The 16,753-nt window shown below is 64.0% G+C and carries 12 protein-coding genes and 5 tRNA genes (1 of these 17 running past the window's edge); 2 read left to right on the forward strand and 15 right to left on the reverse strand.

Annotated elements, in window-relative coordinates; all coding sequences use genetic code 11:
- The 5 genes from EYW47_RS41345 to gltX all read right to left on the reverse strand — a co-directional run.
- Nucleotides 1–23, reverse strand: a tRNA-Glu gene (locus EYW47_RS41345) (it extends 147 nt beyond the left edge of the window).
- Between the two features lie 35 nt (nucleotides 24–58).
- Nucleotides 59–135, reverse strand: a tRNA-Asp gene (locus tag EYW47_RS12755).
- Nucleotides 136–221: 86 nt separating this feature from the next.
- A tRNA-Glu gene (locus tag EYW47_RS12760) sits at nucleotides 222–297 on the reverse strand.
- A gap of 55 nt (nucleotides 298–352) precedes the next feature.
- Nucleotides 353–428, reverse strand: a tRNA-Ala gene (locus tag EYW47_RS12765).
- Nucleotides 429–679: 251 nt separating this feature from the next.
- Nucleotides 680–2,101, reverse strand: a complete 1,422-nt coding sequence (gltX, locus tag EYW47_RS12770) for a glutamate--tRNA ligase (protein WP_133195210.1) — start codon at nucleotides 2,099–2,101, stop codon at nucleotides 680–682.
- 564 nt (nucleotides 2,102–2,665) lie between these two features.
- Between gltX and EYW47_RS12775 the strand changes: the two genes are divergently transcribed.
- Nucleotides 2,666–3,631 carry a patatin-like phospholipase family protein gene (locus tag EYW47_RS12775; protein WP_240763679.1) on the forward strand — a complete coding sequence of 322 codons (966 nt, stop codon included), beginning with the start codon at nucleotides 2,666–2,668 and terminating at the stop codon, nucleotides 3,629–3,631.
- A gap of 88 nt (nucleotides 3,632–3,719) precedes the next feature.
- Here the strand turns inward: EYW47_RS12775 and EYW47_RS12780 are convergent, their stop codons facing one another.
- The 5 genes from EYW47_RS12780 to EYW47_RS12800 all read right to left on the reverse strand — a co-directional run bounded on the left by EYW47_RS12780 (nucleotide 3,720) and on the right by EYW47_RS12800 (nucleotide 10,171).
- Nucleotides 3,720–4,412 (reverse strand): C40 family peptidase, encoded by a 693-nt coding sequence (locus EYW47_RS12780; protein ID WP_133195212.1) that lies wholly within the window; start codon nucleotides 4,410–4,412, stop codon nucleotides 3,720–3,722.
- A gap of 160 nt (nucleotides 4,413–4,572) precedes the next feature.
- On the reverse strand, nucleotides 4,573–6,207 hold the full coding sequence (locus tag EYW47_RS12785; RefSeq protein ID WP_133195213.1) for an ABC transporter ATP-binding protein: 1,635 nt from the start codon (nucleotides 6,205–6,207) through the stop codon (nucleotides 4,573–4,575).
- Nucleotides 6,204–7,310 (reverse strand): ABC transporter permease, encoded by a 1,107-nt coding sequence (locus EYW47_RS12790; protein ID WP_133195214.1) that lies wholly within the window; start codon nucleotides 7,308–7,310, stop codon nucleotides 6,204–6,206. The genes EYW47_RS12785 and EYW47_RS12790 overlap by 4 nt, the downstream gene beginning before the upstream one ends.
- 1 nt (nucleotide 7,311) lies before the next feature.
- The gene (locus EYW47_RS12795) at nucleotides 7,312–8,349 is read right to left on the reverse strand and encodes a microcin C ABC transporter permease YejB (protein WP_133195215.1); all 1,038 of its coding nucleotides are present in this window, start codon (nucleotides 8,347–8,349) and stop codon (nucleotides 7,312–7,314) included.
- A gap of 34 nt (nucleotides 8,350–8,383) precedes the next feature.
- Nucleotides 8,384–10,171, reverse strand: coding sequence for an extracellular solute-binding protein (locus EYW47_RS12800; RefSeq protein ID WP_240763680.1), 1,788 nt, complete (start codon nucleotides 10,169–10,171; stop codon nucleotides 8,384–8,386).
- Between the two features lie 268 nt (nucleotides 10,172–10,439).
- Here EYW47_RS12800 and fabI point away from each other — a divergent pair, with 268 nt between their 5' ends.
- A complete protein-coding gene (gene fabI / locus EYW47_RS12805) occupies nucleotides 10,440–11,231 on the forward strand; it encodes an enoyl-ACP reductase FabI (protein WP_133195217.1) in 792 nt (263 codons plus the stop codon).
- A gap of 136 nt (nucleotides 11,232–11,367) precedes the next feature.
- On the opposite strand, the gene EYW47_RS12810 is transcribed toward fabI, so the two are convergent.
- The 5 genes from EYW47_RS12810 to EYW47_RS12830 form a co-directional block, all read right to left on the reverse strand.
- Complete coding sequence (locus tag EYW47_RS12810) at nucleotides 11,368–11,736, reverse strand: hypothetical protein (protein ID WP_133195439.1); 369 nt, start codon at nucleotides 11,734–11,736, stop codon at nucleotides 11,368–11,370.
- Nucleotides 11,737–12,199: 463 nt separating this feature from the next.
- Nucleotides 12,200–12,293: transfer RNA gene (locus EYW47_RS12815), tRNA-Ser, on the reverse strand.
- 136 nt (nucleotides 12,294–12,429) lie between these two features.
- Entirely contained in the window at nucleotides 12,430–13,680 is a 1,251-nt protein-coding gene (locus tag EYW47_RS12820; RefSeq protein WP_133195218.1) for an aspartate kinase, read from the reverse strand.
- Between the two features lie 502 nt (nucleotides 13,681–14,182).
- The gene (gene tilS, locus EYW47_RS12825) at nucleotides 14,183–15,631 is read right to left on the reverse strand and encodes a tRNA lysidine(34) synthetase TilS (RefSeq protein WP_133195219.1); all 1,449 of its coding nucleotides are present in this window, start codon (nucleotides 15,629–15,631) and stop codon (nucleotides 14,183–14,185) included.
- Nucleotides 15,632–15,679: 48 nt separating this feature from the next.
- Nucleotides 15,680–16,651 carry an acetyl-CoA carboxylase carboxyltransferase subunit alpha gene (locus EYW47_RS12830; RefSeq protein ID WP_133195220.1) on the reverse strand — a complete coding sequence of 324 codons (972 nt, stop codon included), beginning with the start codon at nucleotides 16,649–16,651 and terminating at the stop codon, nucleotides 15,680–15,682.
- Nucleotides 16,652–16,753 lie beyond the last annotated feature (102 nt).

Consider the following 16,753-nt stretch of genomic DNA (forward strand, 5'->3'; position numbering starts at 1 on the left):
ACGCCTATAACCACTACAACTAAAAAGCCCGCTCAACGTTTCTGAACGGGCTTCTATCTGGCGGAGCGGACGGGACTCGAACCCGCGACCCCCGGCGTGACAGGCCGGTATTCTAACCAACTGAACTACCGCTCCAGCTTGACATACACAGATGGGCGTTGGTTGACTCCCACCTGCTGCCTCATCGACATCATTACGATCTAATCGACGACGCTCATGTCTGGCGTCCCCTAGGGGATTCGAACCCCTGTACTCACCGTGAAAGGGTGATGTCCTAGGCCTCTAGACGAAGGGGACATGATCTTTTCAGATAATGCCTTGCTACACTTTACTGCGAACCACATTGTTCTGTTGGTGGAGGTAAGCGGGATCGAACCGCTGACCTCTTGCATGCCATGCAAGCGCTCTCCCAGCTGAGCTATACCCCCTTGCAGAACAGAAGCGAGATTTTAAACATCAATTTCGCTTTCGTCAAGAGCGTTTTGAATCTTTTTTTCATCGCTTCGACGTTTCTGCGAAACATCATTGCTCGATTCAACCGCTCTTTGCGTGAAACTTACTGCTGTTTCGCGCTCCGTATTCAACGGAGCCCGAATACTACAAGAACTCTTGCTCCGCCGCTAGTGCCAGAGCGAAAAATTCTTCAAATATTTTTACGTGCGCTTCTCAGAGCTCCTGCTCAGGCACCCTTCGCAAGACCCTGCTCGATGCGGCTCACGACCGCGTCACGGCCGAACAGCGTGAGCACCGCGTCGATCGCCGGCGTGTGCGTCGTGCCCGCCACGAACAGGCGCACCGGCATCGCGAGCTGCGGCATCTTCAGCTTGTGCGCGCCAAGCGTCGTCTTGAAGGCGGCCGAGATCGCCTCCTTCGTCCACTCCGCACCCTTGAGCGCGCCCGCAAGGTCGGCGAGCGCCGGACGCACGGCGTCGGTCACGTGCTGCGCAAGCGCGTCCGCTTCAGGCTGCGGCTCGCGATAGAACATCATGGCGCTCTCGGCGATTTCCTTGATCGTCGTGGCGCGGTCCTTGAAGAGCGCCACCACGCCGTCGAGCGCCGGCCCTTTCGCGAGCGTCGCGTCGTCCACGCCCAGCGCCGCGAAGAACGGCTTCGAGAGCTCGGCGAGGCGCGCGTTGTCGACTTCCTTCAGGTAGTGGTTGTTGAGCCAGTTGAGCTTGTTGTGGTCGTACTGCGCCGGCGACTTGCCCAGATGGTCAAGGTCGAACCACTCGACGAACTGCTCGCGCGAGAACACTTCCGCGTCGCCGTGCGACCAGCCCAGACGCGCGAGGTAGTTCAGCACCGCTTCCGGCAGATAGCCGGCGTCGCGGTAGCCCATCACGCTCATTGCGCCGTGACGCTTGCTCATCTTCTCGCCCTGCTCGTTGAGCACGGTCGGCAGGTGCCCGTAGACGGGCGGCTCGGCGCCCAGCGCGCGCAGGATGTTGATCTGGCGCGGCGTGTTGTTCACGTGGTCGTCGCCGCGAATCACGTGCGTGATCTTCATGTCGATGTCGTCGACCACGACGCAGAAGTTGTAGGTCGGCGTGCCGTCCGGGCGTGCGATCACGAGATCGTCGAGCTCCTCGTTCGAGATCTCCACGCGGCCCTTCACGGCGTCGTCCCATGCGACCACGCCCGTGAGCGGATTACGGAAGCGCAGCACCGGTTGCACGCCTTCGGGCGGCGTCGGCAGCACCTTGCCCGGCTCGGGGCGCCACGTGCCGTCATAGCGCGGCTTTTCACCGGCCTCGCGCTGACGCTCGCGCAACGCGTCGAGTTCCTCGGTCGACATGTAGCACGGGTACACGAGGCCCTGCTCCTGCATCGCTTTGAGCACTTCGCGATAACGGTCCATGCGCTGCATCTGGTAGAACGGACCTTCGTCGAAATCGAGACCGAGCCACTGCATGCCTTCGAGGATTGCGTCGACCGCTTCGGAGGTCGAGCGCTCGAGGTCGGTGTCCTCGATCCGCAGCACGAAAGCGCCCTTGTTGTGGCGCGCGAACGCCCACGGGTAGAGCGCGGAACGGATGTTGCCGAGGTGGATGAAGCCGGTCGGGCTCGGCGCAAAGCGGGTACGGACGGGGGTCGTGGTCATGGGCGAATACTCGAGGACGGTGCCGCCCGGCGACGGGCCGGCGCCGCGGCATGGACGATGCGCACGGCGTGGCAGGCGAAGACGGTCGACGGCGGACGGCGAAGGTTCGCAGCACTTGCCTTGGGGCCTGGCGATGCCGGCTCGGAAGCAGCACGGCACAGCGCGGCGCGGCAAGCGCAAAACGCGAACGGAAAACCGGGAAAATTAGAGACGGGATTATACCCGCCGCGCGCCGGTTCGGCCGCGCGCGGGCGTGGGCGCAAACGCATCCGGTGCGCGCCGGATGCCGAATCGCCGCCGCGTCATTGCCAATTCGTTGCTGCTTCGTTGTGCCGATTCATCGCATCGCGCGTTAGCGACACATCGCGTTACACGCACGAAGCGTGAGCGTGCACGGCTTTGCCTTATCATGTCGGCGCGCTGGCGCCCTCGCCCGCGCCGCGCGCCCGCAGTCGCGGGCCGCAAGAATCAACGCGGTGCGTACGCCACACGAGATTCGCCTTCGCACGCGCCGCCTGGAGAATGTGCTTGAAACCCAGTTCGAAGCCGGACCTGAATCCGGACTTGAAGCCCGACCAGCAGCAGGACCGCAATCCGTCGCCGCTTTCATTGAGCCGCCGCCATTTCTCGCTCGCGGCCGCCTCCACCGTTCTCGCCGCCTGCACGACCGCGGGCACGCAGACGACCGAGAACAAGGGCGCCACGGCCACCCCGGCGCCACTCGCGAAAACGCCGCGCCCGATTCGCGTGGGCCTCGCGCTCGGCGGCGGCGCCGCGCGCGGATTCGCGCATATCGGCGTGATCAAGGGGCTCGAGGCGCGCAACATCCAGGTCGATCTGATCACGGGCACGAGCGCGGGCTCGGTGGTTGCGGCGCTCTACGCCTCGGGCATGAACGGCTTCGCGCTCAACAAGCTCGCGCTGACGATGGATGAAGCGTCGATCAGCGACTGGGCCATGCCGTTTCGCAACCGCGGCATTCTGCAAGGCGTGGCGCTGCAGAACTTTCTGAACACGACGTTGCGCGACCGCCCGATCGAGAAAATGGCCAAGCCGCTCGGCGTTGTCTCGACCGATCTGCACACCGGTCAGCCGATCCTGTTCCAGCGCGGCAACACGGGCATTGCCGTGCGTGCCTCATGCAGCATTCCGTCGATCTTCGAGCCGGTGAAGATTGCGGGACACGAGTACGTGGACGGCGGCCTCGTGAGTCCGGTGCCCGCCTCGTTCGCGCGCAAGATGGGTGCCGACTTCGTGATTGCCGTGGATATTTCGGCACGCCCCGAAACGGCGCCCACACAGAGCCAGTTCGACGTGCTGATGCAGACCTTCACGATCATGGGTCAGTCGATCAAGAACTACGAGCTCGAAAAATACGCCGACATCGTGATCCGGCCGAACCTCAACGCGATGGCGAGCAGCGACTTCACGCAGCGTAACGCGGCAATACTCGCAGGCGAGGAAGCGGCGGCAAAGATCTTTCCCGAGCTCGAGCGCAAGCTCGCCGCCGCGCGCACGGCGGCAGTCTGAGGTGACCAGGACGATGGCCTGAGCGGCCATCCAAATGCAAAAAGCCTGCTTCGATGAAGCAGGCTTTTTGTTGTGCCCGGGCTTGCGATTAGTTGCCGCTGCTGCCGTCGAACTGCGCGCTCACGCGCTGCTTGAGGTCTTGCGCCTGGTCCGGCGTAAACGACGTTTCGATCCGGCGTGCACCCGTGAAGCGCTTTTCCCAGTAGCCGCTGTCCAGATCGTCGACGCGGATCGTGCTGCCGGTGGACGGCGAGTGCACGAACTTGTTGTCGCCGATGTAGATGCCCACGTGCGAGAACGTGCGGCGCATCGTGTTGAAGAACACGAGATCGCCGGGCTTGAGGTTGCTCATGCTCACCTTCTCGCCCACGCGGCTCATTTCCTCTGCACGGCGCGGCAGGCTCATGCCGAGCGTGTCCTGGAACACGTAGCGCACGAAGCCGCTGCAATCGAGACCCGAGTCCGGCGTGTTGCCGCCCCAGCGGTAGCGCACGCCGATCATGTTGAGCGCGCCAACCACGACGTCACCGGCCTTGCCAGCCATGCCGGAGAGAAATGACTTCGCGCCGCCTTGGGCCGGAGCCTGTGCGGTGGTCTGGGTCGTGGTCTGAACTGCGGGGAGCGACTGTGGATTCGTCGAATTGCTCGGCGAAAATGAGACGTTCTGATTAAAACTGCTTGCTTCGTCGGCGAACGCGCCGGGAGCTGCAGCCATCAGTGCGCCGATGAACATCCCGGCGACGACGCGCGTGCAAGCCTGGGTCAAGGATCGGTGCTGCATGGGTCGGAATAAATTGCCCGTAAATCAGGGAGTTAGAAGAAAAGTTTGGACGATACTAGCCAGTAAGTATTTGTGTGTCAAAACAAATAGAAAAAAACAATCACGATGCATGCCTCATTGGTGATTTTCACCAAAAAACACCCTTAAGTTCCGCGATCGTTCATCGATCAAACGCGGCTTTCAGCAACTTTCGCGTGTAAGGGTGCGTGGGGTCGTCAAAGATTTCTGTTACATCTCCGGTCTCGACAATCGCCCCGTTCTGCATCACGGCAACACGATGCGCCATCGCGCCGATGACCTCGAGGTCGTGGCTGATGAAAACGTAGCCCAGGTTGTACTTGCGTTGCAGATCCGTCAACAATCGCAACACCTGTTGCTGGATCGAGACGTCAAGCGCACTGGTCGGTTCGTCGAGCACAATCACACGCGGTTCCAGCACGAGCGTGCGCGCAATCGCGATGCGCTGGCGCTGGCCGCCGGAAAACTCGTGCGGGTAGCGTTGCAGCGCCGTGCGATCGAGGCCCACTTCCCGCAACACGCTCACGATGCGCTTGCGGCGCTCTTCACCGGAAAGATCGGGCCGGTGCAGCGCCAGCCCCTCTCCCACGATGCGCTCGATGGTTTGCCGGGGCGAAAGCGAACTGAACGGATCTTGAAAGACCACTTGCAAATGCGAGCGCAGCCCGAGCTTGTCGTGGCCCTGATAGCTCGCGAGCGGACGGCCCTGGAACTCGATCGCCCCGCCCACCGTTCGTTGCAAGCCCAACATCGCCATCGCCAGCGTGGATTTTCCCGATCCAGACTCGCCGACGATGCCAAGCGTTTCGCCCTGGCGCACCGATACGCTCGCGTCGTTCACCGCGCGAAAGCGGCCGCGCCGCCACCAGCCCGTGAAGCCGGGCAGCTTCGTCGCGAAATCCACGCTCACGTCTTTCGCTTCGAGCAGCACCGGCGCGATCGGCAGCACCGGCAGCACGTTGCGCTCCGGGCGGCTTGCGATCAGCCGCTGCGTGTACGGATGCTCAGGCGCCTCGAAGATCTGCTCGACCGTTCCGGTCTCCACCAGCCTGCCCTTCTCCATCACCGCCACGCGCTGCGCGAAGCGGCGCACGAGATTCAGGTCGTGCGTGATGAGCAGCACCGACATGCCCCCGCCAGGCTTGTCCGCCTCCGCGCGCTGCAGCTCGCGCAAGAGCTCGACGATCTGCCCGCGGATCGTCACGTCCAGCGCCGTGGTGGGCTCGTCCGCCAGCAAGAGGCGCGGGTGGCACGCCAGCGCCATCGCGATCATCACGCGCTGACGCTGGCCGCCGGAAAGCTGGTGCGGATAGCTAAAGAGACGCCGGCGCGGCTCGGGAATGCCAGTGCGCTCGAGCAGCCCCACGGCGCGCTCGTACGCCTCCTTCTTCGTTACCCCGTCGTGCAGCACGATGGTTTCTGCAATCTGCTCGCCGATCGTATAGAGCGGGTTGAGGGCCGTCATCGGCTCCTGAAAGATCATCGCGATGTCGCTGCCGCGCAGGCCGCGCATCTCGCGCTCGCTCTTCGCGAGCAGATCCGCGCCGTCGAGGCAAATCGAGCCCGAGACGCGCGCATCGCTCAGGAGGCGCAGGACCGCGAGCGCCGTCACGGTCTTGCCAGAGCCCGACTCGCCCACGAGCGCCACGCGCTCGCCGCGTCCAATCGCGAGCGCGATGTCGTCCACGGCGAGCGTGTCGCCGAAGCGCACGCTCAGATGCTCGATCGAGAGCAGCGGCCCGGCGTTCGTACCGGCTTCCTGTGGCAGCGCGCTCACTGGTTGCCCCCTGCTTTCATCGCGTCTGAGATGCGGGTGTCGAGCGCGTTGCGCAGCGCGTCGCCCATGAACGTGAGCAGCAGCAACGTGACGACGAGCACGCCGAACGTCGACATCGAGATCCACCAGGCGTCGAGATTGGCCTTGCCTTGCGCGAGCAATTCGCCAAGGCTCGGCGTGGGCGGCGGCACGCCCAGGCCGAGAAAGTCGAGGCTCGTGAGCGCGAGGATCGAGCCGCTCATGCGAAACGGCAGAAAAGTGATGACGGGTGTGAGGCTGTTGGGCAGCACATGGCGCCAGATGATCTGCCAGTTCGAGAGGCCCATCGCGCGCGCCGCGAGCACGTAATCCTGATTGCGGTTGCGTAGAAACTCGGCACGCACGTAGTCCGAGAGGCCGATCCAGCCGAACAGCGAGAGCAGCACGATCAGCAGGATGAAGCCCGGCTCGAAGATCGACGCGAAGATGATGAGCAGATAGAGCTCGGGCAGCGAACTCCAGATCTCGATCAGGCGCTGCCCGACGATATCGATACGTCCACCGAAGTAACCCTGTATCGCGCCCGCCAGCACGCCGAGGCACGTGCCGATGGCGGTCAGCACGAGCGCGAACTCCACCGAGACGCGAAAGCCGTACAGGAGCCGCGCGAACAGATCGCGCCCGCTCGCATCGGTGCCGAGCCAGTTATCGCGTGACGGCGGCGCCGGGTTCGGCACCTTCGAGAAGTAATTGAGCGTGTCGTAGTAGTACGGGTTAGGCGGATAGATCGCGAAGTTGCCGGGCGCGTCGAAACGATGTCGCACGTACGGGTCGAGATAGTCGGCGGGCGTCGGGAAATCGCCGCCGAAAGCCGTCTCGGGATAGTCCTTGAAGAGCGGGAAAAAGAGATGCCCGTCGTAGCGCACGACGAGCGGCTTGTCGTTGCACCACAGCGGCCCGGCCAGGCTCGCCGCGAACGCAATGACGAAGACGATCAGGCTCCAGTAGCCGAGGCGCTGCTGCTTGAAGCGCATCCACACCCGGCGCGCGGGCGTGGGCGACTTGAAGGCGCGCACGCTCTCGGTACGCAATTCGGGTTCGGCGCCGGCGCGGGCTCTGTTCAACTCAGCGCTCCAGTTGTTCGAATTGAATGCGGGGGTCGACCCACACGTAGCACAGATCGGAGATGAGCTTGGTCAGCAGCCCGATCAACGTGAAGAGATAGAGCGTGCCGAGCACGACGGGATAGTCGCGCCGCACCACGGACTCATAGGACAGCAGGCCCAGGCCGTCGAGCGAGAACAGCGTCTCGATCAGCAGGCTGCCCGTGAAGAACGCGCCGATGAATGCAGCCGGGAACCCCACCACGAGCGGCAGCAGCGCGTTGCGGAACACGTGCTTCCAGAGCACGGTGCGCTCGGACAGCCCCTTCGCTCGCGCAGTCAGCACGTACTGGCGGCGGATCTCTTCGAGAAAGGCATTCTTCGTCAGCATGGTCGTGACAGCGAAGCTCCCCACGACCGAAGCCGTGACCGGCAGCGTGATGTGCCACAGGTAGTCGAGTACCTTGCCGCCGAGCGAGAGCGTGCTCCAGTCGTCGGAGGTGAGATTGCGCAGCGGAAACAGCTGCAGGAAGGTGCCGCCGCCAAACAGCACGAGCAGCAGCACGCCCAGCACGAAGCCCGGAATCGCATAGCCGATCAGCACGATGAGACTCGTGACGAGATCGAAGCGCGAGCCGTTGCGCACCGCCTTGGCGATGCCCAACGGCACCGATATCAGATAGGTGAGAAAGAAGGTCCACAAGCCGATGCTGATCGACACCGGCAGCTTGGAGACGATCAGCGACCACACGCTCTGATGGTGGAAGTAGCTCTGCCCGAGATCGAAGCGCGCGAAGCGTCCGAGCATCAGGAAATAGCGTTGGAGCGGCGGCTTGTCGAAGCCATAGAGCTGCTTGAGTTGCGCGATCTGCTGCGCGTCCACGCCCGAATGGGCGCGCATGCCGAATGGCATGCCCTGCTCCGCGCCGCGCTTGAGCTCACGCACCGCCTGCTCGACGGGGCCGCCCGGCACGAACTGGATCACGGCGAAGGTCAGCGTGAGCACGCCGAACAGCGTCGGGATCATCAGCAACAGGCGTTTGACGATGTAGCTCCACATGATTCTTTGCTTCCGTCAAGGAGGGTCCGGCGTTTCAGTGCTGCGGCGGGTGTTCGCGACCAAACCACCACGTCGAAGTGATCCAGTCGATCGCGCCATAGTACAGCGGCAGCTTCGCCGGATAAGCCAGCGTGTTCTTGTACGCCACACGGTGCGTCGCGCTGTACCACTGCGGCACCACATAGTAGCCGTGCATCAGCACACGGTCGAGCGCGTGGGTGGCGTCAAGCAGCTGCTCGCGCGTCTGCGCCAGCATGAGCGCCTTGAGGATCGCGTCCACGGCCGGCGACTTCAGGCCGATCAGGTTGCCCGAGCCAGGCTCGTCGGCCGCCTTGCTGCCGAAACGATCGAGCTGCTCGGCGCCCGGCACCTGCACGTCGGGAAACTTGATCGTCGTGATGTCGAAGTCGAAGGCGTCGAGTCGCTTCTGGTACAGCGCGAAGTCCACCGAGCGATAGTTCACGCGGATGCCAAGCCGCGCCAGCGCCTGCGTGTACTGCGCCAGGATCGGCGCCCATTGCGCGGAGGCGCTCGTGTCGTCGAGCACCTCGAACACGAACGGCTCGCCTTGCGCGTTGCGCAGCGCGCCGTCACGATATGTCCAGCCCGCATCCGCAAGCAGCGCGCGGGCCTTGAGCAAATTCGCGCGCAGCGAGCCGGGTGGCTGGGTGCCCGGCTGCACCGGCGGCGGCCCGAACACAGCCGGATCGAGCTGCTTGCGCCAGGGCTCGAGCAGCGCGAGCTCGCCCGCCGAAGGCAAGCCCCTCGCCTGCAGATCCGTATTTACGAACCAGCTGTCGATGCGCTTGTACTGGCTATAGAACAACATGCGGTTGAGCCACTGGAAGTCGAGCGCGAGATCGAGTGCCTCCCGCACGCGCACGTCCTGAAACATCGGCTTGCGCAGGTTGATCACGTAACCCTGCATACCGGTGCCGTTGTGCTGCGGAAATTCACGCTTGATGAGCTCGCCGCTGTCGAAGCGCTTGCCCACGTCGCGGCGCACCCAGTTGCGCGCGACGTATTCGACGAGCGCGTCGTACTCGCCCGCCTTGAACGCTTCGAGGCGCGCAACGTCGTCTGAGTAAAGCTTGTAGACGATGCGATCGAAGTTGTTGGTGCCCACGCGCACGGGCAGGTCCTTGCCCCAGTAGTTCGGATCGCGCCTGTACGTGATCGTGCGGCCGTTCGAGTAGCCCTCGATCACGTACGGGCCGCTGCCGATCGGCTCTTCGAATGCGATCTGATCGAACGCAATGCGCGTGCCGTCGGCGCGCAGACCCCACTTGTGCGAGAACACCGGCATGCCGCCCGCGATGAGCGGAAGCTCCCGGTTGTTGGTGCGGAACTCGAAGCGGATCGTCGCCGCATCGACCACCACGGCACGCGTGATATCGCCGAAATACGCCTGCATCGATGGCGCAGCCTGACGGCTCTTGAGCGTGTCGAGCGAAAACTTGACGTCAGCCGCAGTGACCGGATCGCCGTTCGAAAAGTGCGCGCGCGGATTCAAATGAAATGTGACGGACAAGCGATCGGGCGCGATGCGGATATCGTCGGCGAGCAAGCCGTACGCCGATGCCACCTCGTCCATGCTGCCCGTCGTCAGGCTCTCGAAAATCATGCCGAGGCCCGGCGCCGCGTTGCCGCGCATCGTGAACGGATTGAACTTATCGAAGCTCGTCAGCCGGTCGGGGTTCGCCAGCACCAGCGTGCCGCCCTTGGGCGCATCGGGGTTCACGTAATCGAAGTGCCTGAAATCCTGCGGGTATTTCGGCTCGCCGTATTGCGCGATCGCATAGACCGCGTGGGCGGACGGCATCGTCGCGAATGCGAGGGCAAGCGCGGCGCCCGCGGCCGCCAGCACGCGCGCCGGCGCAATCGGCCCGATGCGCCATTGCGGCCACCCTGCGCGCCGCCAGCCAGGAACCGTTGCCTCACGCGCCACGCGCGTTCTCCTGCCTCGCGTACCTGTCGTCATAGAAAGGGATTTGTCCGGGGTGCCGTGTCAATTGTGAGAGAATTCTACCCAAACCGTGCGGCGCCGCCTTTACCGGCGCCCGGTGCATTGAACCTGTTCAGGAGAATTCATGGGCTTCCTCGCTGGCAAACGCATCTTGTTGACCGGCCTGCTGTCGAACCGATCGATCGCGTATGGCATTGCGCAAGCTTGCAAGCGCGAAGGCGCGGAACTGGCATTCACGTACGTCGGCGAGCGCTTCAAGGACCGCATCACCGAATTCGCGCAGGAATTCGGCAGCAATCTCATTTTCCCCTGCGATGTGGCCGACGACGCACAGATCGACGCGCTCTTCGCAGACCTCAAGCAGCACTGGGACACCCTCGACGGCCTCGTGCACTCGATCGGCTTCGCACCGCGCGAAGCGATCGCGGGCGACTTCCTCGATGGCATGACGCGCGAAAACTTCCGCATCGCGCATGACATTTCGGCCTACAGCTTCCCGGCGCTCGCCAAAGCTGCACAGCCGATGCTCTCCGAGAGCGCGTCGCTCGTCACCCTCACCTATCTCGGCGCCGAGCGCGCGATCCCGAACTACAACACGATGGGTCTCGCGAAGGCCTCGCTCGAAGCGAGCGTGCGCTACCTCGCGGTGTCGCTCGGCGCGAAAGGCGTGCGCGTGAACGGCATCTCGGCCGGCCCGATCAAAACGCTCGCGGCAAGCGGCATCAAGAGCTTCGGCAAGATCCTCGATTTCGTCGAGCACAACGCGCCGCTGCAGCGTAACGTGACCATTGAGCAGGTCGGCAATACGGCCGCGTTCCTGCTCTCCGATCTGGCGGGCGGCGTGACGGCTGAAATCGTTCACGTCGATGGGGGCTTCAACGCCGTGGTCGGCGGCATGGCGGGTCTTGGCGAATAACTCGCCGCCCGACCCGCCTGCGCCTCGTTGCGCAGGCAACCGTAGCAAGTAAAAAGCCGCCCTCGGGCGGCTTTTCTTTTGACCGTGTTCCGGTCGGCTCGCGCGCTTCGTCGATCATGCGGCACGCGAGGTTGGCTTAGTGCCAGTGTCCCGGAGGGCCACCGCGATCACCGTCCCAATGGCCGCGATCGCCGTCCCAGTGGCCGCGACCACGGTCGTAGCCGCCGTGATGGCGATACCAGTCGTCACGGCCCCAGTAGCGGCGGCCGTCCCAATAGCGGTCGCCGTGCCAGCCGATCACGATGGCCGGCGGCACAGCATAGACCGGCGCAGGCTGATACACCACGGGCGGAGGCGGCGGTGCGTAGACCGGCTGCGGCGCGACATAAACCGGGGCAGGAATCCCGATGTTGACACCGACGCTCACGCCAGCCATAGCCGCACTCGACGCAGCACCGATTGCCAAGCCCCCGACCAGCATTGCAATAACACGAGCGAACTTCATGGACTCACCTTTTGGGGTTGATGTTTTGTTGAAACCAATATAGCGCAGGCTCCCCGGCCCGCGTATTTCAACATTGTAATAACTGATGCACAAAACCACGGTGCGTTCGCCGGCGTAACGTCTCGTTACACCAATGCCTGATTGGCAATAACGCCCGCGAGGATAGCACCGCTTGTATCGACGCGCGCCGTGCTCGCTGCGCAATCGTGATTCGGCCAGAACGATGCTCGAATTCAGCTTCCAGTAACGCATGAACGGATCAAGCGCTGACACGACAATTCATTTACGTCATTTAATTCGGCATCCTGATAAAAATATCCGGGCAGGCAAACTATCGGATATGTTCATGCAAAGCGAATCCAGCGACGCTGGCAGAGAGCTCATGCGGACACGTGAGCCAAAAGCGGCGCCGGAAAAACAAAAACCCCGCAAGCCGAGACTTGCGGGGTTTCGCCGCCATTACTGGCGGAGACGGAGGGATTCGAACCCTCGATCCAGGTTTTGGCCCAGATGCTCCCTTAGCAGGGGAGTGCCTTCGACCTCTCGGCCACGTCTCCCGAAAACTTCGTTCGCGCCAGGGAGGCAGCGCAACGAAGCCAAGATAATAGCGGGTCCGAGCGTTCCGGTCAATTTTTAAGACGCACTTTTTGCAAATTTTTTCGTGCGTACGCGCAATTGGCCGAAATTGCCCACTCAGGCGTGCTCGAGCTCGAACGCCTTGTGCAGCGCGCGGACCGCCAACTCCATGTACTTCTCGTCGATCAGCACCGAGATTTTGATTTCGGAGGTCGAAATCATCTGGATGTTGATGCCCTCTTCCGAGAGCGTGCGGAACATCTTGCTCGCCACGCCGACGTGCGAGCGCATGCCCACGCCGACCACCGATACCTTCGAGACCTTCGCGTCGCCCAGCACCTGCTCGGCGCTCACGTGACCCTTCACCTGGTTGGTGAGGACGTCCATCGCGCGCTGATAGTCAGCGCGGGGCACCGTGAACGTGAAGTCGGTTTTGCCGTCCACGCTCTGGTTCTGGATGATCATGTCGACGTCGATGTTCGCGTCCGCCACCGGGCCGAGGATCTGATACGCGATGCCCGGCTTGTCGGGCACGCCCATCACGATGATGCGGGCCTCGTCGCGCTGGAACGCGATACCCGAGATGACTGCTTTTTCCATGGTCTCGTCTTCTTCAAAGGTAATCAGGGTGCCCGACTTCATTTCTTCGTCGAGGGCAATCAGCGGGTCGGTCAGGCTCGAGAGCACGCGCGTCTTCACCTGATACTTGCCCGCGAATTCCACCGAGCGGATCTGCAGCACCTTCGAGCCGAGGCTGGCCATTTCCAGCATCTCTTCAAACGTGATGCGGTCGAGCCGGCGCGCGTCGTCCACCACACGCGGGTCGGTCGTGTAGACGCCGTCCACGTCCGTGTAAATGAGGCATTCGTCGGCCTTCAGCGCGGCTGCCACTGCAACCGCCGAGGTGTCCGAGCCGCCGCGGCCGAGCGTGGTGATGTGGCCTTCCGGATCGATGCCCTGGAAGCCCGTGATCACGACCACCTTGCCTTCGTCGAGGTCGGCCAGCACGCGCTCGCCGTCGATGTCGTTGATGCGCGCCTTGGTGAAGGAGCTGTCGGTTTTGACCGGCACTTGCCAGCCGGTGTAGCTGATGGCGTCCACGCCGGCGTCCTGCAGCGCGATCGACAGCAGACCGACGCTGACCTGCTCGCCGGTCGACGCGATCATGTCGAGTTCGCGCGGGCTCGGCTGCGGCGAAATCTCTTTCGCGAGACCGAGCAGACGATTGGTTTCGCCGGACATCGCCGAGGGCACGACGACCATCTTGTGGCCGGCCTTGTGCCATTTGGCGACGCGCTTGGCAACGTTCTTGATGCGCTCGACCGAGCCCATCGAGGTGCCGCCGTATTTGTGTACGATGAGTGCCATTGTCGTTCTGAACTGGAGATGTTACCGCGCTGGCGCACCGAAGACGGCTCCGCCCGGTACTGTTCAGACCGCGCGAGGGGGCTTGGCGCGTGCAGCACACGCGGAGTTTGCCCGGGCGGCCGCGGGGCAGCCGCATCGGCATCGTGGAGATACAGATACGGGCTCGCGCGCGCCCTGCCCGCAACCGCTACGACGTCCTTGCAATCGTCGGATACCGCTGGAAGGAGACATCGCGTCCTGGCACGGCGTGCGCCGCTTTTGACGGCGTCCGTGAACGCGAAAAAGCGGGCTGGACAAACAACTTACACTACCCGATCAGGGTCAAAATTACAAGGCGAAATTGGGCCGCGCGGAGCGAAAAAGGCTTGTGCGGCAAGGATTTGCGCGGATTCGAAGCGCCCTCTGGGCGGGATTTGCACGCGCGCCTGCTTTTTTTCGCATGACGGCCGCCGCCTCCGCCACCTCGCAGGCACGCTCTGGCAGCGCAACCCTGTGCCTCCATTCACGCGATCAGCAGATCCTCGCGCCACTCGATGCGCCGCCAGAGCGTCGCAGCGGCTTCGTCCGACGCCGCGTCCTGTGCATCGAATGCGCAGCGGTTCACCCCAATCCGGGGCACGAACAGCAGCGTCTCGCCAACATAGAGCAGCGGCACATCACGCTCCCATGCCGGCACGCCGCGCGCCTGAAACAGGTTCTTGAGCGTGCGGCTCAAGTTCGCGGCTTCGTCGCGCAGGCGCTCGCCGCCCGCTCTCGCGCGCGCAACGAGCGGACCTCCGCGCAGCACGGCTTCGGGTACGGCATCGGGATCGTTCGCGTCGGCGGGCACAAAAACGTAGCTGCCACGCCATTGCGGCAGCCGCCAGACTTCCTCACCGCGCCAGTTCATGCTGACAGGTTCGCGTGCGGCGCCCTCGCCTTCGCTCGCTGCAACGGCTGGCTCCGCCTGAATGCGCGGCGCCTCCCAGAACACACGACCGCGATAGCAGCGCAGCGTGCGCCCAGCGTGGTCGACGCGCAGCGCGTGGCCCTCGCCCTCGCGCGCGATCTCGCGCAACTGCCGCAGCGCGTCGGCGAGCCGCGCCGTCGACGCGGCCGGCAAGCCGAGCGTGCGCATCCAGTAGCGCAGCAGATTGAGCGCACGCGCGTCGTCGAGTGCGACGAGCGCGGCATGCGAAAGCGTGTCGGCGGCATCGTGTCCGGCCTCGCGCAAATCGATCTGCGCGAGATCGTCGAGCAAGCGCTGCGCAGAGGCCGCATGCGCGGCCGTGCGCGCGAGCGCGTCGCGAAAGCCAGGGAAATGCGCGCAAAGCGCGGGCAGCACGTCGTGGCGCAACGCGTTGCGCGCGTAACGCGTGTCCGCGTTCGATTCGTCCTCGATCCAGTGCAGACGGTGCGCACGCGCATAGCGCTCTAGTTGCGCACGCAACAAATTCAGCAAGGGCCGCACGCGCGGCACGCCGCCCGCCACCTCGCGCGCCGGCGCCATCGCGGCCAGCCCCGCCAGACCCGCGCCGCGCAGCAATTGCAGCAAGACCGTTTCGGCCTGGTCGTCGGCGTGCTGAGCGAGCCACAGCGACTGCGCGCCATGCGCGGCGCACATCGCATCGAGCGCGCGGTAGCGCGCCTCGCGCGCCGCCGCTTCCACGCCCGCCGAATCTTCGCGCGCGAGCGTCACGCGCCGCGCATCGAACGCCACGCCGTACGCGCGCGCCGTCGCCTCGCAATGCGCGAGCCAATCATCGGCATTCGGGCTCAGCCCGTGGTGCACATGCAGCGCGACGAGCCGCGATGCGCCGGCCATGCGCACCGCCGCGTCGAGCAGCACCGACGAGTCGAGGCCGCCGCTGAACGCGACTGCGATGCGGGCATCGTCGGCGAGCGTGGAAAGCACAACGCCGAGCGCATCGAGAACGATGCGCCCGGCGTCGGAATCGGGATGGTCGGTCACGGCATGACGGCGCCTCTCGCGCCGGCTCACGTCAGTGACGTCGCGCGCTTACGCGCCCGGCGTCGTTTCCTTGAACTTGCCGTATTCCATCAGGCGCTCGTAGCGGCGCGCCTTCAGGTCGGCGATGCTCATGCCCTGGAACTGCCGCAGCGAGTCGGAGAGCGCGCGGCGCAGGAGCGCGGCCATGCCCTTCGGATCGCGATGCGCGCCGCCGAGCGGCTCGTTCACGATCTTGTCGATCAGGCCCAGCGCCTTGAGACGGTGCGCGGTAAGGCCCAGCGCTTCGGCGGCCTCGGGTGCCTTCGCCGCGCTCTTCCACAAGATCGATGCGCAGCCTTCCGGCGAGATGACCGAGTAGGTCGAGAACTGCAGCATCATGACCGTGTCGGCCACGGCGATCGCGAGCGCGCCGCCCGAACCGCCTTCGCCGATGATCGTCGTGATGATCGGCGTCTTGAGCTCGGCCATCACGTAGAGATTGCGGCCAATGGCTTCGGACTGGCCGCGCTCTTCCGCGCCGATGCCCGGGTAGGCGCCCGGCGTGTCGACGAAGGTGAAGATCGGCAAGCCGAACTTTTCGGCGAGGCGCATCAGGCGCTCGGCCTTCCGATAGCCTTCCGGACGCGGCATGCCGAAGTTGCGCGCGGCGCGCTCCTTCGTGTCGCGGCCCTTTTGCTGGCCGATCACCATGCAGGCCTGGCCGTTAAAGCGCGCGAGGCCGCCGACGATCGACAGGTCGTCCGCATAGTTGCGGTCGCCATGGAGTTCGTGGAAATCGGTGAACAGCTCGTGCACGTAGTCGAGCGTGTACGGACGCTGCGGGTGACGTGCGATCTGCGAGACCTGCCACGGGCTCAGGTTCGCATAGAGGTCCTTCGTGAGCTGCTGGCTTTTCTTCGACAGCCGCTCGATCTCTTCCGAAATATCGACGGCCGAATCGTCCTGAACGAAGCGCAGTTCTTCGATCTTCGCTTCGAGTTCAGCGATCGGCTGCTCGAAATCCAGAAACGTGGTTTTCATGTGTTGGAATCCTTGCACTTTGCGGCAGCGCGTATTCTAACCGCGCTGGCCATCGTCTAAATCGGAGCAGAACTATCGAATCCGGATAGCGATAGGAAAAAC

Origin of the sequence: Paraburkholderia silviterrae (assembly GCF_004353915.1) — a bacterium.
Classification (GTDB): Bacteria; Pseudomonadota; Gammaproteobacteria; order Burkholderiales; family Burkholderiaceae; genus Paraburkholderia; species Paraburkholderia silviterrae.

Excerpts from the sequence above, each read along its gene's own strand:
- gltX (WP_133195210.1), bottom strand. The coding sequence starts at position 2,101 with ATGACCACGACCCCCGTCCGTACCCGCTTTGCGCCGAGCCCGACCGGC.
- EYW47_RS12780 (WP_133195212.1), bottom strand. The coding sequence starts at position 4,412 with ATGCAGCACCGATCCTTGACCCAGGCTTGCACGCGCGTCGTCGCCGGG.
- EYW47_RS12795 (WP_133195215.1), bottom strand. The coding sequence starts at position 8,349 with ATGTGGAGCTACATCGTCAAACGCCTGTTGCTGATGATCCCGACGCTG.
- EYW47_RS12800 (WP_240763680.1), bottom strand. The coding sequence starts at position 10,171 with ATGCCGTCCGCCCACGCGGTCTATGCGATCGCGCAATACGGCGAGCCG.
- fabI (WP_133195217.1), top strand. The coding sequence starts at position 10,440 with ATGGGCTTCCTCGCTGGCAAACGCATCTTGTTGACCGGCCTGCTGTCG.
- EYW47_RS12810 (WP_133195439.1), bottom strand. The coding sequence starts at position 11,736 with ATGAAGTTCGCTCGTGTTATTGCAATGCTGGTCGGGGGCTTGGCAATC.
- EYW47_RS12820 (WP_133195218.1), bottom strand. The coding sequence starts at position 13,680 with ATGGCACTCATCGTACACAAATACGGCGGCACCTCGATGGGCTCGGTC.
- EYW47_RS12830 (WP_133195220.1), bottom strand. The coding sequence starts at position 16,651 with ATGAAAACCACGTTTCTGGATTTCGAGCAGCCGATCGCTGAACTCGAA.